We start from the raw sequence: 26,553 nt of genomic DNA on the forward strand, positions 1-26,553 counted from the left end.
CTGCTTCTCCCCTATAGCCCAGTGGGGGCGGGACGATCCCCATCATCCGTTCGTTTCACCCGCACCGGGTTGTTTCTGCAGGATGCAAAAACCCCCTGTAGGAGCCGCCTCGTTTCACTCGACAGCGCCTACAGGGGGTTATCTTTTCGGCGTTGCTCGGCCAGGCGTTCAGCCAGTGCATCGACACCCTCTTCAGGTTTCTCCGGCATGGCCTTCAGCGTCGCCTGCATCAACCGCATCTGGCGCATGAAACGCCGGCAGTTGGGGCAGAACATCAGGTGATGACGCACCATCAACCTCTCGCCAAAACTCAGCTGACCATCAAGATAATCGCTGGATCGTGCCACTTGCTCCTTGCAGGTCAACATTCTCCCGTCTCCTCAAAATGTTCCACGGTCGCGAAGACCTTTAACCGTGCCCGATGCAGCAGCACCCGGACATTGGAGAGCGAGATGTCCAGAAGATTACAGATCTCTTCGAGCTCCACGCCCTGGCGCTCACGCAACAGCAAAACGCTGCTTTGCAGTTCCGACAGGCTCAGCAGCGTGTGCTCTAGGCACTCGCGCAGTTCGCCTTCGGTCAACAATGCCTCGGGGGTGTCCTGATGCCAGGCGAAAGGCGCGACCAGCCAATGGCCGTCACCTGACGAAAAACGGTCATCGTCGACAGTGCCGTGGGGCGACGGCAAGTCGTCGAGCAGCACCTCGCGACGGTTTTGCTTGTAGCGACTCTTGGCCGAGTTGGCCGTGATGGTCAGCAGCCAGGTCTTGAGACTGGAGCGCCCTTCGAAGCTGCCAATATGACGCACCACCGACAGCCAGGCGTCCTGCACCACTTCCTCGACATGACGCTGGCCGACGATCGCATACGCAACGGCCCGCATGGCGCTTTGATAAGTCGTCACCAGCTCCTTGAAAGCCTTTTGCTCGCCTGCCAACAAACGCGCGAGCAGTTGAGTTTCGTCAACCGCCATCCATCAATCTCCTTGTTCCGACTCCGAAAATGATTACGGCAGGATTCGCTCAATGCGTCTCCTGCCGTCATTTCCGAAAACTACAGCGTTCCAGCCGATTCAGATGTAGGAAAGATCAGCGCGATTAATAGGAAATTAAACCACCTTTTAACGCTTGCGCAGAATCACGCTACCGATCGAGTAACCCGCACCGAACGAACTCAGCACCGCCAGCGAACCGGCGGCCAGGTCATCCTGATACTTGTGGAAGGCAATGACCGAACCCGCCGAGCTGGTGTTGGCGTAGGTGTCGAGGATTACCGGCGCTTCTTCTTCGGTCGCTTCGCGGCCCAGCAACTTGCGCACGATCAGGTGGTTCATGCTCAGGTTGGCCTGGTGCAGCCAGAAGCGCTTCACGTCGCCGACGTTGAGCTGGTTCTCTTGCAGATGCTCGCCAATCAGTTCGGCAACCATCGGGCAAACGTCCTTGAACACCTTGCGGCCTTCCTGCACGAACAGTTTGTCGCGAGCACCGACGCCCTCTTCCGCCGCGCGGTTGAGGAAACCGAAGTTGTTGCGGATGTTGTTGGAGAACTTGGTCAGCAGTTTGGTGCTGACCACGTCGAACTGGTGCCTGGAGGTGGCCAGATCGGCGCGTTCGATGATCACCGCTGTGGCTGCATCGCCGAAGATGAAGTGGCTGTCGCGGTCACGGAAGTTCAGGTGACCGGTGCAGACTTCCGGATTGACCATCAGGATCGCCCGGGCCTGCCCCAGTTGCACGCTGTTGGTCGCTGCCTGAATGCCGAAGGTCGCCGAGGAACAGGCCACGTTCATGTCGAAACCGAAACCTTGAATGCCCAGCGCTTCCTGGACTTCGATGGCGATGGCCGGGTAGGCGCGTTGCAGGTTGGAGCAGGCGACGATGACGCCGTCGATGTCGGCAGCGGTTTTGCCGGCGCGCTGCAAGGCTTGCTCGGCAGCACCGATGGCCATCTGGCAGAGCACCGACCATTCGTCGTTGGACCGCTCCGGCAGGCGCGGGGCCATGCGTTGCGGATCAAGAATGCCGTCCTTGTCCATGACAAAACGGCTTTTGATGCCCGAGGCTTTCTCGATGAACGGTGCGCTGGATTCGGTCAGTGCCTGGACGTCGCCGCTGGCGATGGCCTCGGCATTGTCCGCGTTGAACTGGGCGACGTAGGTATTGAAAGACTGCACCAGCTCTTCGTTGGAGATGCTGTTGGCCGGGGTGTACAGGCCGGTGCCGCTGATGACGACGTTATGCATGGTCGTTTCTCTAATCTGTTCAGGCAGAAAGTGCTGGAACCGTCGTACCAACACACAAAGGGTCTATTCCCATCCGGGGGACGCAAACCTGGCATCGCTTTATTCCGCTCCGGGACACGGCCGAAGGCTCTGGGTCGCGAACGCGGCGTTTATGGTCGCGAAGTTTGCCATAAACCCAAGGTTTTGGCCCCTTTTTGCTGGCTCGCGCATTAGCCATTAGCGCCACCTCTGTGGGAGCGAGCTTGCTCGCGAAGGCGGCGGGTCAGGCAATCAAGTCGTTGACTGATACATCCCCTTCGCGAGCAGGCTCGCTCCCACAGGGCGGTTCGGGAGGCCTTAAGGTCAGGGTTCTACCTGAGTCCACTGTTTATTGAGGCGTTTATCGGAGATCGGCACTTTCGTCCCCAACTGCTGGGCGAACAGCGAAACCCGGTATTCCTCCAGCCACCAGCGGTACAACTCAAGCTGCGGATCGCGCTTGCCTTCCTGGGCGTGTTTGGCGGCGCGAGTCTGGTATTGCGCCCAGAGGCCAGCGAGTTCACCGCTCCAGACCCGATCCTTCTGCACCTGCGCGCCGAGTTTCTCGAAGCGCTGCTCGACCGCTTTCAGGTAACGCGGCAACTCCTTGAGCCACTGCATCGGCGTTTCCCGGACAAAGCCCGGATAGACCAGGTTACTGATCTGCTGCTTGATGTCATTGAGCGCCACGGCTTGGGCGAGGTCGATCTTGCCCTTGAAGCGCTTTTGCAGACCGTGCCAGGTCTTCAGGATCTCCAGCGTCAGCCGCGCCACACGCTCGGCGTGTTCAGTCCAGCTGCCGCGCTTGCGCTCGGCCAATGCCGCCAGCCCTGCGCCGTCACGCGGCAATGGCTCTTCGCCCTCCAGAATGCAGCTGTCGAGGCTGGCCAGCAAAATGTCTTCGACCAAGGCATCGACCCGACCCAGATCGCGGTAAAGCAAACCCAGTTCGGTCTGCCCCGGCAATTTGCCACGCAGGAATTTGGCCGGCTCGGCCAACTGCTGCATCAACAAACGCTGCAACGCGCGACGATGCTGGAACTCGGCTTCGGCCGGCGTCGAGAATCGTCCTTCCTTGACCGTACCGCCCTCCTCCACCAGCGCCGGATACACCGTCATCGACAATCCGGCGATCTTCTGCTGAGTTTTTTCTGCCACCGGGGCGAAGACTTTCGCCTCCACCGGCTGCTGACTTTTAGCGCTCTGCGGCACGGCCAGTGCGGCCTGACTGGCTTGGGCAAAGCGCGCGGTCAGCTCGGCCAGATCGCGTCCTTCGCCAAGAAACTTGCCTTGGCCGTCGACGATTTCCAGGTTCATCCGCAGATGCCCTTCGACCCCTTGCTCGGCCTCTGCCCACGCCTCATCGCTGACCCGTGCGCCGGTCATGCGCAACAGCTCACGGCCCAGCGCTTGCGAGAGCGAACCTTCGGCGAAGGTCATGCGTTGCAACGCAGCCTTGATGAAGTCCGGCACCGGCACGAAATTCTTGCGCAGCGCTTTCGGCAAGTTACGCACGAGGGCGATGCACTTGGCCTCGATCAACCCGGGCACCAGCCATTCCAGACGCTCCGGCGGCAACATCGGCAACAGCGGCGCCGGCACACGCAAGGTCACGCCGTCACGCGGATGATTGGGTTCGAAGTGATAGGTCAGGGCCAGTTCCAGATCACCGATGTGCAGGGTGTCCGGGTAATCCCGTGCGGTGACTTCACTGGCCTCGCGGGCCAGCACGTCTTCTTCACGCATGATCAACAGCTGCGGATCTTTCTGGCTGTTGATGCGATACCAACTGTCGAAGGTCGCCGTCTGGTGAATCTCTGCCGGCAAGCGTGCATCGTAGAAGGCGTACAGGGTTTCTTCGTCGGCGAGGATGTCGCGACGACGGGCCTTGGCTTCGAGTTCGTCGAGCTGTTCCAGTAGCTTCTGGTTAGCGGACAGACACTTGGCTCTGGATTGAATCTCGCCGCGCACCAGACCTTCACGGATAAACAATTCACGCGAGACCACCGGGTCTACCGGACCGTAGTGCACCGGCCGGCGGCCCACCACGATCAGGCCGAACAGGGTGATCTGCTCGAACGCAACGACCTGGCCGCGCTTCTTCTCCCAGTGCGGCTCGAAGTGGTTTTTCTTGATCAGATGCCCGGCCAGCGGCTCGATCCAGTCGGCGTCGATCTTCGCCACCATGCGCGCGTAAAGCTTGGTGGTCTCCACCAGTTCGGCGGTCATCAGCCACTGCGGGCGCTTCTTGCCGATGCCTGACGACGGATGAATCCAGAAGCGGCGCTGACGCGCGCCGAGGTAATCGCCGTCCTCGGTTTTCTGGCCGATCTGGCTAAGCAGCCCCACCAGCACCGCTTTGTGCAGTTTCGGATAATCCGCCGGCTCTTTGTTCAGGCTCAGCTGCATGTCGCGGCAGATCAGGCTCAACTGGCGATGGGAATCGCGCCACTCGCGCAAACGCAAGTAATTGAGGAAGTTCTTCCGGCACCAGTTGCGCAGCGGACTGGCCGTGAGCGCCTGGCGCTGTTCTTCAAAACCGCGCCACAGATTGACCAGCCCGGCGAAGTCCGAGTCGATGTCTTTCCATTGCGCGTGGGCCTGATCGGCGGCTTGCTGACGCTCCGGCGGACGCTCGCGCGGGTCCTGAATCGACATGGCACTGGCGACGATCAGCACTTCCTGCAAGCTGCCGAGCTTGGCCGCTTCGAGCAGCATGCGACCCATGCGCGGGTCCACCGGCAAGCGCGCCAATTGGCGGCCGAGCGGGGTCAACTGGCTGTTGCGATCGACTGCCGAGAGTTCTTGCAGCAGGTTGAAACCGTCACTGATCGCCTTGCCGTCCGGCGGCTCGATGAACGGGAACGCAGTGATTTCGCCGAGGCGCAGATGGAGCATCTGCAAAATCACCGCGGCGAGGTTGGTGCGCAGAATTTCCGGATCGGTAAATTCCGGGCGCCCGATGAAGTCTTCTTCGCTGTAGAGGCGGATGCAAATACCCGGCTCGACCCGGCCGCAGCGACCTTTACGCTGGTTGGCACTGGCCTGGGAAATCGCTTCGATCGGCAGGCGCTGGACCTTGGCGCGATAGCTGTAGCGGCTGATGCGCGCGGTGCCGCTGTCGATCACGTAACGGATGCCTGGCACGGTCAGCGAGGTTTCGGCAACGTTGGTCGCCAGCACCACACGACGCCCCGGGTGCGACTGGAAAATCCGCTGCTGCTCGGCCGGTGACAGACGCGCATACAGCGGCAGAATTTCGGTGTGCTTGATCTGCGCCTTGCGCAGCATGTCGGCGGCGTCACGAATCTCCCGTTCGCCGGGCAGAAACACCAAAACGTCACCGGGACTGCGGCGTTCGCTGCGCTCGTAAGCGGCGATTTCGTCGAGGGTGGCGAGGATCGCCTGATCCACGGTCAGGTCATCTTCGACACGGTTGCCCTCTTCGTCCTGCTCCAAGGTCAGCGGGCGATACCAGGTGTCCACCGGGAAGGTACGGCCGGACACCTCGACAATCGGCGCATCGTCGAAGTGCTTGGAGAAACGCTCCAGATCGATGGTTGCCGAGGTGATGATGACTTTCAGATCCGGGCGACGCGGCAGCAGGGTTTTCAGGTAACCGAGCAGAAAATCGATGTTGAGGCTGCGTTCGTGGGCTTCGTCGACGATGATCGTGTCGTAGCGCTCGAGGTAGCGGTCGTTCTGGGTTTCCGCCAGCAGGATGCCGTCGGTCATCAGCTTGATCAGGGTGTTGGAGTCGCTCTGATCTTCAAAACGCACCTGATAGCCGACCAGCGAACCGAGCGGCGTCCCGAGTTCCTCAGCGACGCGGCTGGCGACGCTGCGCGCAGCGATCCGGCGCGGCTGGGTGTGGCCGATCAGACCGTGTTGACCACGACCGATTTCCAGGCAGATTTTCGGCAACTGGGTGGTTTTGCCCGAGCCGGTTTCACCCGCGATGATCAGGACCTGATGCTGCTCCAGCGCCTTTTTGATCTCGTCACGCTTGGCCGCAATCGGCAGGCTGTCGTCGTAACGAATCACCGGCAGGCTGGCCTTGCGCGCCAGCACCTGATCACAAGACGCCTGCATGCGCGTCACCCATTGGGCCAGCTTGGCCTCATCGGGATTCTTGCGCAGCTCAAGCAACTGCCGCCGTAGCCGGTGGCGGTCGGCGAGCATGGCGTGATCGAGGTTTTTCAACAGTTTGTCGATGGAGGGCGATTCGTCGGTCATCGGGTACGCAATTCGGTCGTCTATTTATGCAGGGAGCGGATTGTCGCAGATTTGGCGGATTTGTGGCGTGTCAGGGGGATTGCTGCCCCTCACCCTAGCCCTCTCCCGAGGGAGAGGGGACCGATCGAGTCAACTGTGCCAGCTCCGCCGACCTGAACGAGCTTCACCGAATCCATAATCGCCAAGGTCTCTCAGGTCGATGGATAACGCCAGACAACTCGGTCAGCTCCCTCTCCCTCCGGGAGAGGGCTGGGGTGAGGGGCTTTTTTGGGTTCACTCGTTGTCCAGGCCTTTACGCCGATACGGGAAAACATCAATCACTTTGCCGGCGCGAATCGCTTCCTGCAGGCTCTTCCAGTAATCGGCGTTGTACAACTCGCCATGCAACTGGTTGAACAACTTGCGCTGCCCCGAATCAGCAAACAGAAACGGCGGAAATTCCTCGGGAAACACATCCAGCGGCCCGATCGAATACCACGGCTCCGACGCCATTTCATCCTCCGGTGTGCGCGGTTGCGGGATGTGGCGGAAGTTGGCTTCGGTCAGGAAACAGATCTCGTCGTAGTCATAGAACACCACCCGTCCGTGACGGGTGACGCCGAAGTTCTTCAACAACATGTCGCCGGGAAAGATGTTCGCCGCCGCCAGTTGCTTGATTGCCAACCCGTAATCTTCCAGCGCTTCATGCACCTGCGCATCGTTGGCGTTTTCCAGATAAAGGTTGAGCGGGGTCATCCGCCGTTCCGTCCAGCAGTGGCGGATCAGCACCGTCTCGCCTTCGACCGACACCGTGGACGGTGCGACCTCCAGTAATTCCTCGAGGCACGCTGGCTCGAACTTGCTCAACGGAAAACGGAAATCGGCGAATTCCTGGGTATCGGCCATGCGCCCTACCCGGTCGACGCTTTTCACCAGTCGATACTTCTCGATTACCGTGGCACGGTCGACGTTTTTCGACGGTGAAAACCGGTCCTTGATGATCTTGAACACGGTGTTGAAGCCCGGCAGGGTAAACACGCTCATGACCATGCCTCGCACGCCCGGCGCCATGATGAACTGGTCATCGGTGTTGGCCAGGTGATTGATCAGCGCCCGATAGAACTCGGACTTGCCGTGCTTGTAAAAGCCAATCGAGGTATACAACTCGGCGATGTGTTTGCCCGGCAAAATCCGCCGCAGAAAACCGATGAACTCGGCCGGCACCGGCACATCCACCATGAAATACGAGCGGGTGAAAGAGAAGATGATCGACACATCGGCTTCGTCGGTAATCAGCGCGTCGATCTGAATCCCGCGCCCTTCGCGGTGCAGCAGCGGAATCACCAGCGGCCATTGCTCGTCGCGGGTGTAAATGCGCCCGACCAGGTACGCGCCCTTGTTGCGGTAAAGCACCGAGGAAAACAGCTCGACGCTCAGTTCCGGGTCTTTGCACACCCAGTCCGGGAGGTTTTCACGCAACTGCGCTTCGAGACGGCGCAGGTCGCCGGGCAAATCGGCGTAATCCTCGCTGAAACGGTAGTCGGCAAAAATGCTCGCGAGCATCCCCGACAATTGCCCTTGCGGCTTGTACGTGCGGGTTTGCGCAGCCCGCGCTCGGCGCAGGCTCGGGCGGGTGGTGTGGATGAACATGCAGCCGTCGCTGATCAGGTCATGGCTGAACAGCCCGCAGAAAATCGAGTTGTACCAGGTCTCGGACAGTTCATCGTCGAAGCGCAGGTCGATGACGCTGATGTAGGCGCTTTTTACCAGCGGCCAGCAGCTGACATTCATCAGCGTTTCGTCGTCGAAGTATTCGCGCAACCGGGCGATGGTTTCGCCGACTTTTTCCTCGTAGAGGTTGATTCGCGCCGCCGACGCCGTTTGCGTCTCCTGCCAGCGCGCCTGCTCGAAACGCTCCCGGGCACCGTCGGTGATCCGGCGGAAATGCTCACGGTAATCATCAAAGCCATCGAGGATCATGCGGGCGATGTCGGTGGCGGGCCATTGCTGCGGCATAGATGAAACCTCTGCGTGCATTCGTGATGCCTGAGCTTAGCCACGGAACCGGCATGAGGAGAAGTGCAATTTCGGCCAAAACCGAAGCGCAGACGTACGGCGTGGCATTTTCTGCCAGGCACTCCTGCCAGGAACATTTAAATGCCCGATTAGCGGTTGCCATCGTCAGGAGGCTCGGCAACACTCTCGTCCCGATCAAGCAAGGAGCCCGCCGTGAGCCCTGTCGATATTTTCCGTATGTTGTCGCTGGCTGCCATCTGGGGGGCGAGTTTTCTGTTCATGCGCATTATTGCGCCGGTAATCGGCACTATTCCGACGGCGTTTTTTCGTGTGTCGATCGCTGCCGTCGGTCTGCTGGTGATCCTCGGACTGATGCGCATCAGCTGGGATTTCAAGGGCAAGCTGAAAACCGTGATGCTGCTCGGCGTGATCAACTCGGGGATACCGGCGACGCTGTATTCGGTCGCGGCTCAAGTGCTGCCGGCCGGTTACTCGGCGATCTTCAACGCCACCACACCATTGATGGGTGTGTTGATCGGTGGGTTGTTCTTCAGCGAGAAACTCACTGCGGCCAAACTGGCGGGCGTGTTTCTCGGGTTGTTCGGTGTGGGCGTGCTGACGCGCGCCGGTCCCGTGGCCTTCGATATGCAATTGCTGCTGGGCGCCCTCGCCTGCCTGCTCGCGACCACTTGTTACGGTTTTGCCGGATTCCTTGCACGGCGCTGGCTGGATCAGGCCGGCGGGTTGGACAGTCGTCTGTCAGCCGTGGGCAGCATGCTTGGCGCGACACTGTTCCTGCTGCCGCTGTTCGGTTACAGCGTGGTGACTCAACCGCCGGCGAGTTGGGGCGGCTGGAATGTCTGGCTGTCGCTGCTCGGTCTGGGCCTGGGCTGCACGGCGTTCGCCTACATTATTTACTTCCGCCTGCTCAGCTCCATCGGCCCGGTCAAATCGATGACCGTGACCTTCATGATTCCGCCATTCGGGGTGTTGTGGGGGGCGCTGTTGCTGGATGAGCCGTTATCGATGGCTCACGTCTACGGCGGTGTGTTGATTGCGTTGGCGTTGTGGCTGGTGTTGAAGCCGGCGGTGGTGAAAAAACTGTAGGTGCTACCGAAGGCAGCGATCTTTGACCATACAAGTCATCTTGCTGACAAAAAAAACCGCTCACAACGAGCGGTTTTTTTCATATCAACATCCAGCCTCAACCAAACAACCAATACCCCAACAACGTCAGCACAACTACCGCCAGCACCGGGCGCATCACACGGTAGGCCTTCGGATGACGGCGCTTCCACTGTTTGACCACGCCGCTGAACCGGTCACTGAAGTTCTTGCTCCAGGCATAGGCCTGGTTGATCCCGCCGACGCGTTCATCGTCAAGGTTCTGCGGTGCGGTCGCGCGGCCAAGCCAGCCGCTGATGAAGCGGTTGATGCGGGTCATCAGGCGATTGCTCAGCGGACGTTCGATGTCGCAGAACAGGATGACGCGGGTCTTGTCGGTTTCGTTCTTTACCCAGTGCACATAGGTCTCATCGAACATCACGTCTTCACCGTCGCGCCACGCGTAGACCTGGCCGTCGACGAAGATCCGGCAATCATCGGAATTGGGCGTCGACAAGCCCAAGTGATAACGCAGGGAGCCGGCAAACGGATCGCGGTGCGGATTGAGGTGACTGCCGCCGGGCAGCAACGCAAACATCGCGCCTTTGACGTTGGGAATGGCACTGACCAACGCCACGGTTTTCGGGCACAGGGTCTCTGCCGATGGCAGCGGTTTGTCGTACCACTTGAGGTAGAAACGCTTCCAGCCCTTCTTGAAGAACGAGCCAAACCCGGCGTCGTTGTTCTTTTCGGCCGCGCGGATATACCCCTCATCGAACAGGTGCATGGCTTCGTCGCGGATGATTTCCCAGTTGTCGCGCAGTACGTCCAGTTCCGGAAACTTGCTGCGATCCAGATACGGCTTGGAGGGTACGCCGGAGAACAGGTACATCAAGGCGTTGTAAGGCGCGAACAGTGCCGAGTGGTTGACGAACTGGCGCAGCACCGGCAGGCGCGCTTTACCGCGCAGATGCACATAGAGGATGCTGCCGACAAACAGCAGCAGCACCGACACCTTGGCGGCTAACGAATAGGTCATCAACGACTCCTTGAATGAAAACAACGCTGCACAATGCCCTTTACCCGGCATGGCAGCCGGCCATGATAAACACTACCGGCCTGAGGCAAAACCCGTTCAACCTAAAATTCAGTGTTAAGGATTGCGTAACAAAGCATTTATTAACATAAGGATCCTGAACGTTGGCTGATCCAAATCAGACTGGCGCGATCAAGGCCACAACAGGAGCAAAAGATCGCCGTCGCCTGGCGATCTTTTGCTCGCCGGGTTACTGCTGATTCTCCTGGTCGGTGAACAGATCGCTGAACAGCATGCTCGACAGATAACGCTCACCCGAGTCCGGCAGGATCACAACGATCGTCTTGCCCTGCATTTCCGGCGTCTCCGCCAAGCGAACCGCCACGGCCATCGCCGCGCCGCAAGAGATGCCGCACAAGATCCCTTCTTCCTGCATCAGACGCAGCGCCATGGCCTTCGACTCTTCGTCGGTCACCAGCTCGACGCGGTCGACCATCGACAAATCCAGATTCTTCGGCACAAAACCGGCCCCGATGCCCTGAATCTTGTGCGGGCTCGGCTTGATCTCTTCACCGGCCAGCGCTTGGGTAATCACCGGCGAAGCCACAGGCTCCACCGCCACCGAAACAATCGGTTTGCCCTGGGTATTCTTGATATACCGCGAAACGCCAGTAATGGTTCCGCCGGTACCTACGCCAGCCACCAGCACGTCAACGGCGCCATCGGTGTCGTTCCAGATTTCCGGGCCGGTGGTTTTTTCATGGATGGCCGGGTTGGCCGGATTATCGAACTGCGCCGGCATGAAGTATTTGTCGGCATCGCTGGCAACAATCTCCGACGCCTTTTCGATCGCGCCTTTCATGCCTTTGGCCGGTTCGGTCAACACCAGTTCGGCGCCCAGCGCTTTCAGAACCTTGCGCCGCTCGATGCTCATCGACGCCGGCATGGTCAGCATCAACTTGTAACCACGGGCGGCAGCCACGAAGGCCAGGCCAATGCCGGTGTTGCCCGACGTCGGCTCGACGATGGTCATGCCCGGCTTGAGTTTGCCGCTGCTTTCGGCGTCCCAGATCATGTTGGCGCCGATCCGGCACTTGACCGAATAACCCGGGTTGCGCCCCTCGATCTTGGCCAGGATGGTCACACCGCGTGGCGCGATGCGGTTGATCTGCACCAACGGCGTATTGCCGATGGAATGGGCATTGTCAGCAAAGATACGGCTCATGGCTGGGTCCTTATGCAGCATTGAATTTAGCGCTCCAAGGTATGCCTGTTGCCCACCACAGTCCAGTCGGGTCGAACGTCTGTCGACGTGCGCAGTCAATCGCTTTACATCGTTCGGGAATCGTCACCATGAAGCGTCGTTACAGCTGGCCGTTGTGGGCCTTCGCCACCGTCATTGTGCTACTGGTCGCCTTGCACATCGCCCTGCCCTACCTGGTGCGCGACTATCTGAATGACAAACTGGCGGACATGGGTGATTACCGTGGCCAGGTGACCGACGTCGACCTGGCGCTGTGGCGCGGCGCCTACAAAATCAACGGCCTGAAAATCGTCAAAGTCGACGGCAAGGTACCCGTACCGTTCGTCAATGCCCCCGTGATTGATCTGGCGGTGAGCTGGCACTCGTTGTGGTACGACCATGCGGTGGTGGGCGAAGTGCAGTTTTTCAATCCCGAAATCAACTTTGTCGACGGCGGCGCCAACAAGCAGAACTCCCAGACCGGTCAAGGCACTGACTGGCGCGAGCAATTGGGCAAACTCCTGCCGATTACCCTCAACGAAGTGCGCATCAGCGACGGGAAAATCACCTTCCGCAACTTCAATTCCAAACCACCCGTGAACATGAATGCAACCAACGTCGATGCCAGCATCTACAACCTGACCAACGTGGTCGACACCGAAGGCAAACGTGACGCGCGGTTCGAGGGCAAAGCCTTGTTGCTCGGCCATGCCCCTCTGGAAACCACGGCGACCTTCGATCCGCTGAGCAACTTCGAAGACTTCGAGTTTCGACTTCGCGCAAAAGACATCGAGCTCAAGCGCATGAATGATTTCGCTTCTGCCTATGGCAAGTTCGATTTCAACGCCGGTCACGGGGACGTGGTGATTGAAGCAAAGGCTGAGAAAGCAAAAGTCACCGGTTACATCAAACCGCTGCTGCGCGACGTCGATGTGTTCGACTGGCAACAAGACGTCGAGAACAAGAACAAAGGTCTGTTTCGCTCGGTCTGGGAAGCATTGGTCGGCGGTACCGAAACCGTACTCAAGAACCAGGTCAAAAACCAGTTCGCCACCCGCGTACAACTCAGCGGTAACGTGCACCAGCAAAATATCAACGCGTTCGAAGCGTTTTTGCAGATTTTGCGCAATGGATTTGTTCAGGCGTTCAATGCTCGCTATGAGCGACCGAAGCCGGATGAGGGCTGAGTCATCATGTGACGCCCCATTCAGAGACTGAATAAGCCGTCTGCGTTCACAGTCGACCGGGCTGCGCGTTATAGTCGGGGCATCCGATTATTTCGCCCCCGCCCTGCCCGTTCAGGTCGGCGTTACCGTTCGAGGATTAGCAGATGAAGTTCGAAGGCACCCAGGCCTACGTTGCCACCGATGACCTGAAGCTGGCAGTCAACGCCGCCATCACCCTGGAGCGGCCGCTGCTGGTCAAGGGCGAGCCGGGCACCGGCAAGACCATGCTCGCCGAGCAACTTGCCGAATCGTTCAACGCCAAGTTGATCACCTGGCACATCAAGTCCACCACCAAGGCGCATCAGGGTCTGTACGAGTACGACGCGGTCAGCCGTCTGCGCGACTCGCAGCTGGGCACGGAAAAAGTCCACGATGTGCGCAACTACTTGAAGAAAGGCAAGCTCTGGGAAGCTTTCGAGTCCGAAGAGCGGGTGATTCTGCTGATCGACGAAATCGACAAGGCCGACATCGAGTTCCCGAACGACCTGCTGCAAGAACTCGACAAGATGGAGTTCTACGTTTACGAGATCGACGAGACGATCAAGGCCAAGAAACGCCCGATCATCATCATTACCTCCAACAACGAGAAAGAGTTGCCAGACGCCTTCCTGCGTCGCTGCTTCTTCCACTACATCGCCTTTCCCGACCGCACTACCCTGCAGAAAATCGTCGATGTGCACTACCCGGACATCAAGAAGGACCTGGTCAGCGAAGCGCTGGACGTGTTCTTCGACGTGCGCAAGGTGCCGGGCCTGAAGAAGAAGCCATCGACTTCGGAACTGGTCGACTGGCTGAAGCTGCTGATGGCCGACAACATCGGTGAAGCCGTGCTGCGTGAACGCGATCCGACCAAAGCGATCCCGCCGCTGGCAGGCGCGCTGGTCAAGAACGAACAGGACGTGCAACTGCTTGAGCGCCTCGCGTTCATGAGCCGTCGCGGCACCCGCTAAGAGGCTGATGCCATGTTGCTCAACCTGTTCAACGAAATGCGTGCAGCCAAGGTGCCGGTCTCGGTGCGTGAGCTGCTCGACCTGATCAACGCGCTGAAACAGCGCGTCACGTTCGCCGACATGGACGAGTTCTACTACTTGTCGCGGGCGATTCTGGTGAAGGACGAACGGCATTTCGACAAGTTCGACCGTGCGTTCGGCGCTTACTTCAATGGCCTGGAAAAGCTCGACGATCACCTGCAGGCGCTGATTCCCGAAGACTGGCTGCGCAAGGAATTCGAGCGTTCGCTGAGCGACGAGGAACGTGCGCAAATCCAGTCCCTGGGTGGCCTGGACAAGTTGATCGAAGAGTTCAAAAAGCGCCTGGAAGAACAGAAGGAACGTCACGCCGGGGGCAATAAATGGATCGGCACTGGCGGCACCAGTCCGTTCGGCTCCGGCGGGTTCAACCCGGAAGGCATTCGGGTCGGCGATGCCGGCAAGCGCCAGGGCAAAGCGGTAAAAGTCTGGGATCAACGCGAATACAAAAACCTCGACGACTCGGTGGAACTGGGCACGCGCAACATCAAGGTCGCCCTGCGTCGCCTGCGTAAATTTGCCCGCCAGGGCGCCGCAGAAGAGCTCGATATCGACGGCACCATCGACCACACCGCCAAAGATGCCGGTCTGCTGAACATTCAGATGCGTCCGGAACGCCGCAACACGGTGAAGCTGTTGCTGCTGTTCGACATCGGCGGTTCGATGGATGCGCATGTGAAGATCTGCGAGGAACTGTTCTCGGCCTGCAAGACCGAGTTCAAGCATCTTGAGTATTTCTACTTCCACAACTTCGTGTACGAGTCGGTGTGGAAAAACAACATGCGCCGCACTTCCGAACGCACTTCAACCCAGGACCTGCTGCACAAGTACGGTGCCGACTACAAAGTGATCTTCATCGGCGACGCCGCCATGGCGCCATATGAAATCACCCAGGCCGGCGGCAGCGTCGAGCACTGGAACGAAGAGCCGGGATATGTGTGGATGCAGCGGTTTATGGCGAAGTACAAGAAGCTCATCTGGATCAACCCGTATCCGAAAGATACGTGGGGGTATACCTCGTCGACCAATATCGTCAGGGATTTGATCGAGGACCAGATGTATCCGCTGACCCTTCGCGGGCTGGAAGAAGGGATGCGGTTTCTTTCCAAATAATTGTTGTCTGGACTGACACCATCGCGGGCAAGCCCGCTCCCACAGGTATCGATGATGTACAGAGTTTTATGTACAACTCGGACACGGTGGGAGCGGGCTTGCCCGCGATGCTTTTAGCTGCTCAGAAAGCGCTGCAAATACTCGACATGTTCGCGGTGCGCCACTTCCTGCACCACCGGCCTCAACCGCACCTGCGCCCCCGGCAGGCACTGCGCCAATCTCGCCAACGCCAACGGCGTCAACGCCCCCAGCCGCGGATAGCCACCAATGGTCTGCCGATCATTGAGCAACACAATCGGCTGCCCGTCCGGCGGCACCTGCACCGCGCCCAGCGCAATGCCCTCGGAAATCATCGGCAACCCTTGATAGTGCAACGCCTTGCCTAACAGGCGAATACCCATGCGATCGGCGCGACTGTCGAGCGTCCAGGCACTGTTGAACACGTCAAACAGACTCTGCCCGCTGAACTGACCGATTTGCGCACCGAGCACCAGATCCAGCGGCTCATTCGAGCGCAGGTCCGGTAGCTGTTGATGCGTTACTTCGCGCAGTTGGACGGCTTCGCCGTGATAGCTCAGCGTCGAGCCCTTGGTCAAGGGCAAGCCCATGCCATCAAGTCCGCCAAGCTCTTCGCGCACCACCGTTGCACTGCTGCCCAAAACCTTTGGCGCGTCGAAACCACCGGGCGCCGCCAGATAAGCCCGGGCGCCGAGCAATGGCTGGGTCAACTGCAATGTCTGCCCTTTGCTCAATTTGAAACGGCGCCACGGCGCCAACGCCTGGCCGTCGATCAGCGCCCCGAGATCAGCCCCGGCCAGCGCCAGCAAGCAGTCCTCTTCGGCCACCACCGTAAATCCGCCCAAGGTGATTTCGATGACCGGCACATCCAGTCCATTACCCAGCAACCAGTTGGCCCACCCCATCGAACACCAATCCGCCGCGCCGCCCTGCGTCACGCCCAGATGCCGCACGCCAAAGCGCCCGGCGTCCTGCAACAGGCACAGCGGTGTGCTGGCTTCAATCGTCAGTCGGCTCATTTCAGCGCCTCCAATGGCGTGTCATCTCCGCCCAGACTGATGAACTCGGCATGACTGACCGCCTCGAACCGCACCGTGTCACCGGGCTGCATCAGGCTGTAGCCGTCACGATTGCGATCAAATAGCTTCGTTGGGGTGCGACCGATCAGGTTCCAGCCACCGGGCGATACGACGGGATAAGCGGCAGTTTGCCGCTCGGCGATACCGACGCTACCAGCGGCAACTTTCTTGCGTGGGGTATTCAGACGCGGCGCTGCCAGAATCTCTTCGACCAGTCCCATGAAAGCAAAACCCGGTGCAAAGCCGAGGGCAAACACCTGGTATTCCCTGGCACTGTGGCGACGAATCACTTCCTCCACGGCCAGACCGCTGCGCTCGGCGAGCAAGCTCAGCTCGGGCCCGACACTCAGGTCGTACCAGACCGGCAACACATGGCACTGGCCGACGGTTCGCGCATCTGGCGACAGATCGATCAACGCCTCAGCGATCAATTCCCGCGCCTGCTTCGGACTCAACGACGTCAAATCGTAATGCACCATCAATGTGGTGTAGGACGGCACCAGGTCAATCAACTGCGCGCCGAACACCTCACGCAACCGCACGCTGGCCGCGAGCATCCACGGCATGTTGGCTTCGGCGATTTCATCGAACAGGCGCAGCATCAGGCAATCCAGCGCCGCCACTTCAATCCTTGGATTCATGGCGCGCTCTGCTGATTCAGAGCCTCACGGATGCGCTGCACGGCAGCCACCGAACTGGCGTTATCGCCGTGCACGCACAGGGTGTTGGCCTGCAAATGCAATGCACTGCCATCGCTGGCGGTGAGCGCGTCACCACGAGCGATGATCAAGGCTTGCTCGATGATTTTTTGCGGGTCGTGATGCACAGCGCCCGGCTGATGCCGCGAAACCAGTCGGCCGGCGCTGTCGTAGGCGCGGTCGGCGAAGGCTTCGAACCATAAGGTCACGCCGTACTCATCGCCCACCTGCTGCGCAGCGGAGTTGTCGCGAGTGGCCATCAGCATCAGCGGCAGGCTGCGGTCGTAAGCGGCAACGGCCTGAATCACCGCACGCAATTGCGCCGGGTTGGCCATCATGTCGTTGTACATCGCGCCATGGGGTTTGACGTAACTGACCCGCGCGCCCTGGGCTCGGCAGATGCCGTCGAGCGCGCCAATCTGGTAATGCAGGATGTCTTGCAACTCCTGGGCGGAATAGGCCATGGAGCGGCGACCGAATCCGACCAGATCCTGATACGCCGGGTGCGCGCCAATCTGCACGCCGTGGCTGAGCGCACGGCTGACTGTTTTACGCATGATGCCCGGATCGCCGGCATGGAAACCGCAGGCTACGTTGGCGCAATCGATGAAGGGCATGACCTCGTCATCCAGACCCATGGTCCAGCTGCCGAAGCTCTCGCCAATGTCGCAGTTCAATAACAGGCGGCTCACGGTAAACACTCCTGTAGCTTCTTGTCTTTCTATCCGTAGGACAAAGCCCGTTGGGCAATGCCCCGCAGGTTATCAGTTACTGCGCATCCAGTTGCTTGCCGCGAGTCTCCGGCAAGCTCAACGCCGCGAGAATCACCACACCGTACGACACCGCGGCAAAGGCCCCAATGCCCACGCTCAATGGCACTTTCTGGCTGAGCAGACCGATAAACAGCGGAAACAGTGCCGCCAGTGCCCGACCGATGTTGTAGCAGAAACCTTGGCCTGAACCGCGAATTCGCGTGGGGAACAGCTCAGTGAGAAACGCGCCCATGCCGCTGAAAATCCCCGAAGCAAAGAACCCCAACGGAAAGCCCAGCCACAGCATCACGCCGTTGCTCACTGGCAATTGCGTGTACAGCAGAACGATGGTGAACGAACCGACGGCGAAGAGGATGAAGTTCTTCTTGCGACCCAAGAGGTCGGTCAGATAGGCACTGATCACATAGCCGACATACGAGCCGACGATGACCATCGCCAGATAACCGCCCGTGCCGAGCACACTCAAGCCACGCTCGTTTTTCAGGAAGGTCGGCAGCCAGGAGGTGATCGCGTAGTAGCCGCCCAGCGCACCGGTGGTCAGCAACGACGCACGGATTGTGGTGAAGAGCATGCCGGGGGCGAATATCTCGTAGAACTTCGCCTGATTTTCCGGCGTTTGCGCAGCCTTGGCCTCGCGATAGATCTCCGGGTCTTTGACCAGGCGCCGCACGAAAATCACGAAAATCGCCGGGACGATGCCGAGGATGAACAGCGCGCGCCAGGCGTCTTCCGGTGGCAACACCGAAAACAGCAGCGCATACAGAATCGCGGTCAGGCCCCAGCCCAGCGCCCAACCGGATTGCACCATGCCGACTGCTTTGCCGCGATCCTTGGCGCGGATCACCTCGCCGATCAGCACTGCGCCTGCGGTCCATTCACCGCCGAAACCGAAGCCCATCAGGGTGCGAGCGATCAGCAGTTGTTCGTAGTTTTGCGCGAAGCCGCACAGGAAGGTGAAGAAGGCAAACCACAGCACGGTCAGTTGCAGTGTGCGCACGCGACCGATGCGGTCGGAGAGGATGCCAGCCACCCAACCGCCAATGGCCGAGGCGATCAAGGTGCTGGTGTGAATCAGTCCCGCTTCACCGGTCGTGATGCCCCACATCGCGATCAGGGTCGGCACGACGAAACTGAGCATCTGCGTGTCCATGCCGTCCAGACCGTAGCCGATCTTGCAGCTCCAGAACGTGCGGCGCTCCTGTTGGTTGATGTTGCGATACCAGTCGAACGGCCCCGGACGCGCCGATGGCTTGGATAGATCGATAGTGTCGGGAGCACTCATGGCAAATCTCCGCAGGTTTTTTATTGGTCTTGTTCGCAGCCCCGACGACGCCTATCGTGGGAACCGGATGCGCCGATTTTTCGTCCCGTAGCCCTGCTGCGTCCAACGAATAAAAACCCGCCTTAGGCATAAGAAAAATTTGTCACCCGAGCCTTGCCCATGAACCTGAAGTTTCTCGAGACCTTTGTCTGGGTCGCCCGGCTGAAGAGTTTTCGTCTGACCGCCGACAAGCTGTTCACCACCCAGGCGTCGATTTCCAGCCGCATCGCGGTGCTTGAAGGCGAACTCGGTGTGAAGCTGTTTTTGCGTGATTCGCGTGGCGTAAGCCTGACGCCCGAAGGCTTGAAAGTGCTGGACTATGCCGAGCAGATGCTCGACACCATGCAGGCACTGAAGCAATCGATCGAGACCCGTTCGAGCAAAGTCGGCCGTGTGCGTATCGGTGTCATGGACACGGTGATTCACACCTGGCTGAGCCCGTTGGTGGCGCAGATGACCGAGCTGTATCCGCGGGTTGAAATCGAGCTGGTGGCGGATACGTCGCTCAATCTCTGCGATCAGCTGCAAAAAGGCTTTCTCGATCTGATCCTGCAAACCGACCTGGTACGCCATGAAAGCGTGCGCAGTCTGGAACTGGCCAGCCATCCGCTGGGCTGGATCGTCGCCAGCAATTCGATCTACAACCGCGAGTACGCCGATCTCGCCGAACTGGCACAGGAGCGGATCATCACCTACTCGAAAAACTCGCGACCGCATCAAGACATTCTGGCGCTGATGCAGGCCAGCGGCGTGTTGGCGCCGCGCTTGAACTGCGTGAATTCGGTGTCGGCGATTACCCGGTTGCTGCGTGACGGGTTTGGCATTGGTGCGCTGCCGCCGGTGCTGGTAGCCGAGGAACTGGCGCGCGGCGAATTGACGTTGCTCGGCATCGATAAAACACCGCCGGCGTTGCAGGTGGTGGTGTCGTGGCGGGTGGGGGTCGAGTGGGTCGAGGAGATCGTGACGCTGTGTCAGCAGGTGTTGGCGGGGTATGCGCGCAAGGTGGGTGAAAATTACATTGTCTTGAATGCCTGAAACGCAAAAGATCGCAGCCTTCGAGAGCGCCTACTGGCGGGTATGCATTTCCCTGTAGGCGCTTGCGCAAGCTGCGATCTTTTGATTCTGGGCCTTAGAGGCCGCGCACGTCGCGGTCTTCGATCGGCCGGCTCTGGCGCAGGCGTCTGCCGCCCAGCACCACCCAGTCGATCAGCCGGAACAGGCATTCGATGCCGAACGACAGCAACAACGCCCCGCTCATGCCCCAGATCATCGCTTCCGGCGTCAGCAGAATCTGATAGCTGTAGCCATTCCAGGTTTCCTTGCGAATATCCGGATCGGCGGCCAGCACCACTTGAAGGAAGCGGATGTACCAAGGGCCCTGCATCGCCTGGAATTGCTTATCCAGTGCAATCTGACGGTTGAGCAGGGTGCTGAGGCTGTCGGCATCACTGCGAAACACAGGGTCTTCACTGGCGCGGTAATGCGCGACCAGCGCCTGAATGTCACCCTTGAAGAACTGCTCGGCAGTGCCCTGGAACCCGCGCAGACCGGTCTGCGCCTCGATCAGATGCGCCTCGACCCGCTTCGCGTAATCGTTGATGAATCCCGGCACCTGGACACCGATCAACAGGCCCGCCGCAAACAACACCAGCCGTAGATAACTGAGCAACATGGGGTGCAAATCCTTATTCGGTCTTGCCCTGGCTGACGCATTCGCCGCGTCGCCACAGGCTCCATTGGCCCGGTTCGTAGCGGGTCCAGGTTTCGTTTTCGGTCAACGGTTCAGTCGCAATGACCGTCACCACATCGTTTGGCGTGGTTTCGGCCTGAAAATCGACGATCACGTCGACATCCTTGAGCCGCGCCGGGCCGAACGGTGCGCGCCGAGTGATCTGTGCCAGTTTGGTCGTGCAATAGCAGAACAGCCAGTCGCCGTCGCTGAGCATGCAGTTGAACACGCCTTTGCTGCGGTATTCAGCGCACGCGGCGACCAGATCCGGCAGCAGCACTTCTATATCGACCGGTTCGGGAAATGCTGCACGCACACGGTTGAGCAAGTCGCAGAACGCCGCTTCGCTGTCGGTATCGCCGACCGGGCGGTAGAAACTTTTGATCGGGATGAAGTCGGCGAGTTGGCCGTTGTGCGCGAAGCACCAGTTGCGTCCCCACAGTTCGCGGACGAACGGGTGGGTGTTGGACAGGCAGACCTTGCCGACATTGGCCTGACGGATGTGGCCAATGACCACTTCACTCTTGATCGGATAGCGCTGGACCAGGTTGGCGACTTCCGACTCGCAACTCGCCGCCGGATCCTGGAACAGCCGCAGGCCACGGCCTTCATAGAACGCAATGCCCCAACCGTCGCGGTGTGGGCCGGTGCGGCCGCCGCGCTGCATCAGCCCGGTGAAGCTGAAGACGATATCGGTCGGCACGTTGGCACTCATGCCCAGTAATTCACACATGTGCGGACTCTCGGGATTACAGACGCGGCTCGACCCGCATGCGCTGCGGATTGTTCGGTACCGGCGGGCGACCGTAGCGGTCGTCTCCGGCGGCGCCGAAGGGTTGATCATCGTCACGATCGTCGGCGCGGGCGGCGGCTTTGGCAGCTTCAGCCTGCTCGCGGCGATTTCTGGACGCGCGCTCGATCGGCAAGCGGATCAGCACGTAAATCAGGTAGATGCCGAAGGCGATCATGCCGTACATGAACAGATCGGAGACCGCCCGCCAGGCGTTGTTGCCCACCTTGAACGCCAGATCCAGCGCAGTGATGGCGATGGCCGGGGCGACCATTTCCTTCACCGGATCAACGATAGTCGGGCTGAACAACAACACGGCCATCAGTACACGAAGTGGCTCGCGCAACCAGCGCCACATCCAGCGGGTCAGGCGCATCCATACCAACAGGCAGCCTACAGCGGCAAAGCCGTAGAGGCCCCAGGCGATCAGATAGTCGTTCTCGGTCATGGTGTCCATGGCAAGGCAGGCAAAGAGGCGCTTATAGTAACGACTTTTCGCCCGCCAGGCTTGTCACAATGCCAGACGGTGAGCAGCAAACCCTGCGGGAGCGAGCTTGCTCGCGAAAGCGGTGGGTCAGTGAAACAGAAGTCATCTGACCGGACGCCTTCGCGAGCAAGCTCACTCCCACAGGGGGCTGCGGCGATTTCACGATCCGCGAAAACCTTAATTCCGTACATTGTCCGAGAGCCTTCCATGCCCCAATCCGCCAACGTCATCAGCGCCCCGATTGCCCGCAAGGCGGCCGGTGCCGACCCGTATGCCTGGCTGCAGGAACGCGACACCGACGCGGTGCTCGATTACCTCAAGGCTGAAAACGCCTATCAGGAAGCGCAAACCGCCGATCAGGCCGAGCTGCGCGAAACCCTGTTCGAAGAGATCAAGGGCCGCATCCTGGAAACCGATTTGTCCCTGCCCTCGCCGTGGGGTCCGTACCTTTATTACACGCGCACCACGGCGGGCGATGAATACGCTCGGCATTACCGTTGCCCGCGCCCGGCGGACGACAGCCTGACACTCGACGAAAGCCGCGAACAGCTGCTGCTCGACCCGAACGCGCTGGCCAATGGCGGGTTCTTTTCGCTGGGTGCGTTCAGCATCAGCCCCGATCACCAGCGTCTGGCCTACAGCGTCGATGCCTCGGGCGATGAAATTTACACCCTGTTCGTCAAGGAATTGTCCAACGACAAGGTCAGCGAACTGGAATTCGAAGACTGCGATGGCAGCATGACGTGGGCCAACGACAGCCTGACGCTGTTTTTCGGCGCCCTCGACGACACTCATCGCCCGTACAAACTGTTCTGTTATCGCCTCGACGGTACCGCGGCCGAAGAAGTGTTTCACGAACCGGACGGGCGCTTTTTCCTGCACTGCTACCGCTCAAGCTCGGAGCAGCAATTGCTGTTGTCGCTGGGCAGCAAGACCACCAGCGAAGTCTGGGCACTGGACGCCAATCAGCCGCATCTGCCGTTCACTTGCCTGGCGCCGCGGGTCGAAGACCATGAATACGATGTCGATCACGGCATGCTCGATGGCGCCTGGACGTGGTTTATCCGGACCAACCGCGACGGCATCAACTTCGCCCTGTATCAAGCGCCGGATACGGGTGTCGCACCGAGCGAGGCCGACTGGCAGAACCTGATCGCGCACAGCGATACGGTGATGCTCGACGGCGTGACCCTCAACACCGAAGCCATGACCCTGAGCCTGCGCGAAGGTGGACTGCCGATTATCGAAGTTCACCCGCATGGCCTGACGCCTTATCGCGTGCAATTGCCGGACGCGGCCTACAGCCTTTACGTGCAAAACAGTCTGGAATTTGAAAGCGATCGCATTCGTCTGCGCTACGAGGCCTTGAATCGTCCCGCTCAGGTACGCCAATTGACGCTGGCGACGGGCGACCAAACCGTCCTCAAGGAAACCCCGGTGCTCGGCCCGTTCGACGCCGACGCCTATGTCAGCCAACGCCTGTGGGCGACCGCGCCGGACGGCACGCAAGTGCCGATCAGTCTGGTGATGAAACGTGAAATGGTCGGCAAACCGGTGCCGCTCTACCTCTACGGGTACGGCGCTTACGGTTCGAGCCTCGACCCGTGGTTCTCCCATGCCCGTTTGAGCCTGCTCGATCGCGGCATGGCCTTCGCCATCGCCCACGTGCGCGGCGGCGGTGAGCTGGGCGAAGCCTGGTATCGCGCCGGCAAGCAGGAGCACAAGCACAACACCTTCAGCGACTTCATCGCCTGCGCCGAGTTTTTGATCCTCAACGGCATCACCACTGCGCCACAACTGGCGATCAGCGGTGGCAGCGCCGGCGGTTTGCTGATTGGCGCGGTGCTTAATCAGCGGCCGGATCTGTTTGGTGTGGCGATTGCCGAAGTGCCTTTCGTCGACGTACTCAACACCATGCTCGACCCGGAACTGCCGCTGACCGTCACCGAATACGACGAGTGGGGCAATCCCGAAGACCCGGACGTCTATGAGCGGATCAAGGCCTACGCGCCGTACGAAAACGTCAGCGCGCAGGATTATCCCGCGACGCTGGTCATCGCCGGCTATAACGACAGCCGTGTGCAGTACTGGGAAGCGGCCAAGTGGGTGGCGAAACTGCGCGCGAACAAGACTGACGACAACGTACTCCTGCTCAAGACCGAATTGGGCGCAGGCCATGGCGGGATGAGCGGGCGATATCAGGGATTACGTGACGTAGCGCTCGAATATGCATTTGTTTTCAAGGTTCTGGGGCTTGCCTGAGGAACTCCGTCGGTCACTTGGGTCTTAATTGCAGACCCAAGAGGCCGATACACCAAAACGCCTGCAGGGGTTCATGTAGCGCCTGAAAACCGAGAAAACAAAAAGACAGCAATGACATGTCAGAACCCACCTTACTGAACAATGAAATCCGCGACTGGCTGATGGATTGCGGCCTGTTTGATCAACTGTTGCTCGCGGACTTTGCCGCAGCATCCGGCTACTTCAGCATCAGCACCGTGGCTGAGGGCGAGGCGATTTTCCGCGAAGGCGATGCGGGCAGCTTCATGTGCATTCTTCACACCGGCCAGGTCGCCGTGCAGAAAACCGGGCCCGACGGCCAGGTCATCACCATGGCCACGCTGCGCAGCGGTCGGGCATTCGGAGAAATGGCCGTGCTCGATGGCGAGCGACGCTCGGCGACGTGCATCGCGGCGAGCAATTGTCAGTTGCTGAACCTGGGCAAGGATTCGCTGGAAAAAATGCTCAACGACGCACCGAAGATCGCCGCCAAGATCATCCGCGCCCTCGCCGTCTCGCTGTCCAAACGCCTGCGCATGGCTGACGGCCAACTGGCGGCGCAGCAGATTTAACCGCCCGGGGTTTTCGCCTTGGTGCCGGTCGGCTCGATGCCCGGTACCGGCTGATCCTTGCTTGGCGGGCTGGGCATTTCGATCGGCACCAGCGGTGGGCTGCCACTGCCGGCGCCCGATTTGGGAATGTTGATCGGCGTGATCTGTGGGTATGGCGTCGGCGTTGCGGTCCCGGGCGAGCCGGGTTGCGGCGCCGGGCTGACCGGAATGGCCTGCTGTGCCTGCGCTGCAGTAATCGCGAGCGCGGCCAGGGCAATGACCGTTAGAATGGTGCGCTTCATCAAGGGCTCCGTTGGCCTTAGTCTGCGCTCAGGCTACTCCCAACGGGCCTGCTTGCCTTCCCCCTTGTAGAGATTTCCATGAAACGTTTTGTTCTGCTCGACACCACCCCGATCCCTGAAAGCGGCGGTGCACTGTGCCTGTTCGAGTATGGCGAGGATTTTGTCATCAAGATCCAGGGCGGCGACGGCGGGCAGTTGATGAACACGCGCATGCACGGCTCTGAAGATGCCTTGGCCGAGATCCCTTGCCGCAAGGTCGCCGGGCGTCCGGATTCGCGGGTGCTGATCGGTGGCCTGGGCATGGGTTTCACCCTCGCCTCTGCGCTCAGGCATCTGGGCAAAACCGCCGAAGTTGTGGTCGCTGAACTGGTCCCGGGCGTGGTCGAGTGGAACCGTGGCCCGCTTGGCGAAAAGTCCGGCCGCCCACTGCTTGATCCGCGCACGGTGATCCGCCAGGAAGACGTTGCCAATGTGCTGCAGAGCGAGCCGAACGGTTTCGACGCGATCATGCTCGACGTCGACAACGGTCCTGAAGGCCTGACCCAGAAGGCCAATAGCTGGTTGTACTCCGCCGCCGGGCTGAACGCCTGCGACAAGGCCTTGCGCCCCAAAGGCGTACTCGCCGTATGGTCGGCCAGCGCCGATCGGCAGTTTTCCGACAAATTGAAGAAGGCCGGTTTCAAGGCCGAAGAAGTGCAGGTCTTCGCCCACGGCAACAAAGGCACGCGCCACACAATCTGGATTGCCGAGAAGCTCAAGGGCTGAGCTAAACTGCGAACATAACCGTCTTTAGTCTTCTGCAAAGGTGAACCCATGAGTTCGTCCACCCCCACCAACACGTCGAAGCTCGATCGCATCCTCGCCGACAATCAGCGCGACAAGGAAATGGGCTACCGCGACAAGGCCCTGAAGATGTACCCGCACGTGTGTGGCCGCTGCACCCGTGAGTTTTCCGGCAAGCGCCTGAGCGAACTGACCGTGCACCACCGTGACCACAACCACGACAACAACCCGCAGGACGGCTCGAACTGGGAGCTGCTGTGCCTGTACTGCCATGACAACGAGCACTCGCGTTATACCGACCAGCAATACTTCAGCGAAGGCTCGCTGAGCACGCCGAAGATTGCCAAGGCGACGCACAATCCGTTTGCTGCATTGGCCGGGCTGATGAAGAAGGAAGACTGATCTTCACGCCAACACTGGCCCCATCGCTGGCAAGCCAGCTCCCACAGTGATTTGGGTCGATCACAATTTTGTGTATCCCCGAAATACCTGTGGGAGCTG

At 59.8% G+C, this 26,553-nt stretch carries 24 protein-coding genes; 9 read left to right on the forward strand and 15 right to left on the reverse strand.

Going from position 1 to position 26,553, the window contains the following annotated elements:
- Positions 1-128: 128 nt before the first annotated feature.
- The 5 genes from AB4P91_RS25545 to aceK form a co-directional block, all read right to left on the reverse strand.
- Positions 129-368 (reverse strand): anti-sigma factor, encoded by a 240-nt coding sequence (locus AB4P91_RS25545; protein WP_150594342.1) that lies wholly within the window; start codon positions 366-368, stop codon positions 129-131.
- A complete protein-coding gene (locus tag AB4P91_RS25550) occupies positions 362-973 on the reverse strand; it encodes an RNA polymerase sigma factor (protein WP_150594343.1) in 612 nt (203 codons plus the stop codon). Before AB4P91_RS25550 ends, AB4P91_RS25545 begins: the two co-directional genes overlap by 7 nt.
- 147 nt (positions 974-1,120) lie before the next feature.
- The gene (locus AB4P91_RS25555; protein ID WP_150597294.1) at positions 1,121-2,242 is read right to left on the reverse strand and encodes a beta-ketoacyl-ACP synthase III; all 1,122 of its coding nucleotides are present in this window, start codon (positions 2,240-2,242) and stop codon (positions 1,121-1,123) included.
- Positions 2,243-2,584: 342 nt separating this feature from the next.
- Positions 2,585-6,496: an ATP-dependent RNA helicase HrpA gene (gene hrpA, locus AB4P91_RS25560; RefSeq protein ID WP_395603952.1), complete on the reverse strand. Its 3,912-nt coding sequence runs from the start codon at positions 6,494-6,496 to the stop codon at positions 2,585-2,587.
- A gap of 273 nt (positions 6,497-6,769) precedes the next feature.
- Positions 6,770-8,491, reverse strand: a complete 1,722-nt coding sequence (gene aceK, locus AB4P91_RS25565) for a bifunctional isocitrate dehydrogenase kinase/phosphatase (protein WP_150594347.1) — start codon at positions 8,489-8,491, stop codon at positions 6,770-6,772.
- Between the two features lie 213 nt (positions 8,492-8,704).
- On the opposite strand from aceK, the gene AB4P91_RS25570 reads away from it, so the two are divergent.
- Positions 8,705-9,598: a DMT family transporter gene (locus tag AB4P91_RS25570; RefSeq protein ID WP_150594348.1), complete on the forward strand. Its 894-nt coding sequence runs from the start codon at positions 8,705-8,707 to the stop codon at positions 9,596-9,598.
- A gap of 97 nt (positions 9,599-9,695) precedes the next feature.
- On the opposite strand, the gene AB4P91_RS25575 is transcribed toward AB4P91_RS25570, so the two are convergent.
- Entirely contained in the window at positions 9,696-10,634 is a 939-nt protein-coding gene (locus AB4P91_RS25575) for an aspartyl/asparaginyl beta-hydroxylase domain-containing protein (protein WP_395603953.1), read from the reverse strand.
- A 247-nt stretch (positions 10,635-10,881) separates the two neighbouring features.
- Entirely contained in the window at positions 10,882-11,856 is a 975-nt protein-coding gene (gene cysK / locus AB4P91_RS25580) for a cysteine synthase A (RefSeq protein WP_150594349.1), read from the reverse strand.
- Positions 11,857-11,984: 128 nt separating this feature from the next.
- On the opposite strand from cysK, the gene AB4P91_RS25585 reads away from it, so the two are divergent.
- The 3 genes from AB4P91_RS25585 (at position 11,985) to AB4P91_RS25595 (ending at position 15,241) form a co-directional block, all read left to right on the forward strand.
- Positions 11,985-13,061, forward strand: a complete 1,077-nt coding sequence (locus AB4P91_RS25585; protein WP_150594350.1) for a DUF748 domain-containing protein — start codon at positions 11,985-11,987, stop codon at positions 13,059-13,061.
- Positions 13,062-13,204: 143 nt separating this feature from the next.
- The gene (locus AB4P91_RS25590) at positions 13,205-14,050 is read left to right on the forward strand and encodes a MoxR family ATPase (protein WP_042558109.1); all 846 of its coding nucleotides are present in this window, start codon (positions 13,205-13,207) and stop codon (positions 14,048-14,050) included.
- 12 nt (positions 14,051-14,062) lie between these two features.
- Positions 14,063-15,241 carry a VWA domain-containing protein gene (locus AB4P91_RS25595; protein ID WP_042558108.1) on the forward strand — a complete coding sequence of 393 codons (1,179 nt, stop codon included), beginning with the start codon at positions 14,063-14,065 and terminating at the stop codon, positions 15,239-15,241.
- 113 nt (positions 15,242-15,354) lie between these two features.
- On the opposite strand, the gene AB4P91_RS25600 is transcribed toward AB4P91_RS25595, so the two are convergent.
- The 4 genes from AB4P91_RS25600 to AB4P91_RS25615 all read right to left on the reverse strand — a co-directional run bounded on the left by AB4P91_RS25600 (position 15,355) and on the right by AB4P91_RS25615 (position 19,091).
- Positions 15,355-16,278 carry a biotin-dependent carboxyltransferase family protein gene (locus tag AB4P91_RS25600; protein WP_395603954.1) on the reverse strand — a complete coding sequence of 308 codons (924 nt, stop codon included), beginning with the start codon at positions 16,276-16,278 and terminating at the stop codon, positions 15,355-15,357.
- On the reverse strand, positions 16,275-16,979 hold the full coding sequence (gene pxpB / locus AB4P91_RS25605) for a 5-oxoprolinase subunit PxpB (RefSeq protein ID WP_150597300.1): 705 nt from the start codon (positions 16,977-16,979) through the stop codon (positions 16,275-16,277). The genes AB4P91_RS25600 and pxpB overlap by 4 nt, the downstream gene beginning before the upstream one ends.
- Entirely contained in the window at positions 16,976-17,728 is a 753-nt protein-coding gene (locus AB4P91_RS25610) for a 5-oxoprolinase subunit PxpA (RefSeq protein ID WP_395603955.1), read from the reverse strand. The genes pxpB and AB4P91_RS25610 overlap by 4 nt, the downstream gene beginning before the upstream one ends.
- Positions 17,729-17,804: 76 nt before the next feature.
- Positions 17,805-19,091 carry an MFS transporter gene (locus tag AB4P91_RS25615; protein ID WP_395603956.1) on the reverse strand — a complete coding sequence of 429 codons (1,287 nt, stop codon included), beginning with the start codon at positions 19,089-19,091 and terminating at the stop codon, positions 17,805-17,807.
- Between the two features lie 159 nt (positions 19,092-19,250).
- Here AB4P91_RS25615 and AB4P91_RS25620 point away from each other — a divergent pair, with 159 nt between their 5' ends.
- Entirely contained in the window at positions 19,251-20,165 is a 915-nt protein-coding gene (locus AB4P91_RS25620; protein ID WP_150594355.1) for a LysR family transcriptional regulator, read from the forward strand.
- Positions 20,166-20,259: 94 nt separating this feature from the next.
- On the opposite strand, the gene AB4P91_RS25625 is transcribed toward AB4P91_RS25620, so the two are convergent.
- Genes AB4P91_RS25625 through AB4P91_RS25635 form a run of 3 tightly spaced genes read right to left on the reverse strand, consistent with a single transcriptional unit; the run spans position 20,260 to position 22,106 of the window.
- Positions 20,260-20,802: a DUF2937 family protein gene (locus AB4P91_RS25625; protein WP_150594356.1), complete on the reverse strand. Its 543-nt coding sequence runs from the start codon at positions 20,800-20,802 to the stop codon at positions 20,260-20,262.
- Positions 20,803-20,815: 13 nt separating this feature from the next.
- The gene (locus tag AB4P91_RS25630; protein WP_150594357.1) at positions 20,816-21,592 is read right to left on the reverse strand and encodes a class II glutamine amidotransferase; all 777 of its coding nucleotides are present in this window, start codon (positions 21,590-21,592) and stop codon (positions 20,816-20,818) included.
- A 16-nt stretch (positions 21,593-21,608) separates the two neighbouring features.
- The gene (locus AB4P91_RS25635) at positions 21,609-22,106 is read right to left on the reverse strand and encodes an MFS transporter (protein ID WP_150597304.1); all 498 of its coding nucleotides are present in this window, start codon (positions 22,104-22,106) and stop codon (positions 21,609-21,611) included.
- A gap of 237 nt (positions 22,107-22,343) precedes the next feature.
- Between AB4P91_RS25635 and AB4P91_RS25640 the strand changes: the two genes are divergently transcribed.
- Together AB4P91_RS25640 and AB4P91_RS25645 are read left to right on the forward strand one after the other, a co-directional pair.
- Complete coding sequence (locus AB4P91_RS25640; protein ID WP_395603957.1) at positions 22,344-24,398, forward strand: S9 family peptidase; 2,055 nt, start codon at positions 22,344-22,346, stop codon at positions 24,396-24,398.
- A 116-nt stretch (positions 24,399-24,514) separates the two neighbouring features.
- Complete coding sequence (locus AB4P91_RS25645; RefSeq protein ID WP_150594359.1) at positions 24,515-24,988, forward strand: cyclic nucleotide-binding domain-containing protein; 474 nt, start codon at positions 24,515-24,517, stop codon at positions 24,986-24,988.
- On the opposite strand, the gene AB4P91_RS25650 is transcribed toward AB4P91_RS25645, so the two are convergent.
- Complete coding sequence (locus tag AB4P91_RS25650) at positions 24,985-25,269, reverse strand: hypothetical protein (protein WP_042558096.1); 285 nt, start codon at positions 25,267-25,269, stop codon at positions 24,985-24,987. The genes AB4P91_RS25645 and AB4P91_RS25650 overlap by 4 nt on opposite strands.
- Positions 25,270-25,347: 78 nt before the next feature.
- Between AB4P91_RS25650 and AB4P91_RS25655 the strand changes: the two genes are divergently transcribed.
- Together AB4P91_RS25655 and AB4P91_RS25660 are read left to right on the forward strand one after the other, a co-directional pair.
- A complete protein-coding gene (locus AB4P91_RS25655) occupies positions 25,348-26,034 on the forward strand; it encodes a spermidine synthase (protein ID WP_395603958.1) in 687 nt (228 codons plus the stop codon).
- Between the two features lie 48 nt (positions 26,035-26,082).
- Complete coding sequence (locus tag AB4P91_RS25660; RefSeq protein WP_007911336.1) at positions 26,083-26,454, forward strand: YajD family HNH nuclease; 372 nt, start codon at positions 26,083-26,085, stop codon at positions 26,452-26,454.
- Positions 26,455-26,553: the final 99 nt, after the last annotated feature.

Source organism: Pseudomonas sp. B21128, assembly GCF_044218865.1.
In the GTDB taxonomy this organism is placed as follows: Bacteria; Pseudomonadota; Gammaproteobacteria; order Pseudomonadales; family Pseudomonadaceae; genus Aquipseudomonas; species Aquipseudomonas iridis.

Bases quoted from the DNA above. Each gene is read 5' to 3' on its own strand.
- AB4P91_RS25625 (WP_150594356.1), bottom strand. From the start codon at position 20,802: ATGTTGCTCAGTTATCTACGGCTGGTGTTGTTTGCGGCGGGCCTGTTG.
- AB4P91_RS25555 (WP_150597294.1), bottom strand. From the start codon at position 2,242: ATGCATAACGTCGTCATCAGCGGCACCGGCCTGTACACCCCGGCCAAC.
- AB4P91_RS25645 (WP_150594359.1), top strand. From the start codon at position 24,515: ATGTCAGAACCCACCTTACTGAACAATGAAATCCGCGACTGGCTGATG.
- aceK (WP_150594347.1), bottom strand. From the start codon at position 8,491: ATGCCGCAGCAATGGCCCGCCACCGACATCGCCCGCATGATCCTCGAT.
- AB4P91_RS25660 (WP_007911336.1), top strand. From the start codon at position 26,083: ATGAGTTCGTCCACCCCCACCAACACGTCGAAGCTCGATCGCATCCTC.
- AB4P91_RS25650 (WP_042558096.1), bottom strand. From the start codon at position 25,269: ATGAAGCGCACCATTCTAACGGTCATTGCCCTGGCCGCGCTCGCGATT.
- cysK (WP_150594349.1), bottom strand. From the start codon at position 11,856: ATGAGCCGTATCTTTGCTGACAATGCCCATTCCATCGGCAATACGCCG.
- hrpA (WP_395603952.1), bottom strand. From the start codon at position 6,496: ATGACCGACGAATCGCCCTCCATCGACAAACTGTTGAAAAACCTCGAT.
- AB4P91_RS25635 (WP_150597304.1), bottom strand. From the start codon at position 22,106: ATGGACACCATGACCGAGAACGACTATCTGATCGCCTGGGGCCTCTAC.
- AB4P91_RS25600 (WP_395603954.1), bottom strand. From the start codon at position 16,278: ATGAGCCGACTGACGATTGAAGCCAGCACACCGCTGTGCCTGTTGCAG.
- AB4P91_RS25615 (WP_395603956.1), bottom strand. From the start codon at position 19,091: ATGAGTGCTCCCGACACTATCGATCTATCCAAGCCATCGGCGCGTCCG.
- pxpB (WP_150597300.1), bottom strand. From the start codon at position 16,979: ATGAATCCAAGGATTGAAGTGGCGGCGCTGGATTGCCTGATGCTGCGC.
- AB4P91_RS25550 (WP_150594343.1), bottom strand. From the start codon at position 973: ATGGCGGTTGACGAAACTCAACTGCTCGCGCGTTTGTTGGCAGGCGAG.
- AB4P91_RS25640 (WP_395603957.1), top strand. From the start codon at position 22,344: ATGCCCCAATCCGCCAACGTCATCAGCGCCCCGATTGCCCGCAAGGCG.
- AB4P91_RS25590 (WP_042558109.1), top strand. From the start codon at position 13,205: ATGAAGTTCGAAGGCACCCAGGCCTACGTTGCCACCGATGACCTGAAG.
- AB4P91_RS25655 (WP_395603958.1), top strand. From the start codon at position 25,348: ATGAAACGTTTTGTTCTGCTCGACACCACCCCGATCCCTGAAAGCGGC.
- AB4P91_RS25620 (WP_150594355.1), top strand. From the start codon at position 19,251: ATGAACCTGAAGTTTCTCGAGACCTTTGTCTGGGTCGCCCGGCTGAAG.
- AB4P91_RS25630 (WP_150594357.1), bottom strand. From the start codon at position 21,592: ATGTGTGAATTACTGGGCATGAGTGCCAACGTGCCGACCGATATCGTC.
- AB4P91_RS25595 (WP_042558108.1), top strand. From the start codon at position 14,063: ATGTTGCTCAACCTGTTCAACGAAATGCGTGCAGCCAAGGTGCCGGTC.
- AB4P91_RS25585 (WP_150594350.1), top strand. From the start codon at position 11,985: ATGAAGCGTCGTTACAGCTGGCCGTTGTGGGCCTTCGCCACCGTCATT.
- AB4P91_RS25575 (WP_395603953.1), bottom strand. From the start codon at position 10,634: ATGACCTATTCGTTAGCCGCCAAGGTGTCGGTGCTGCTGCTGTTTGTC.
- AB4P91_RS25545 (WP_150594342.1), bottom strand. From the start codon at position 368: ATGTTGACCTGCAAGGAGCAAGTGGCACGATCCAGCGATTATCTTGAT.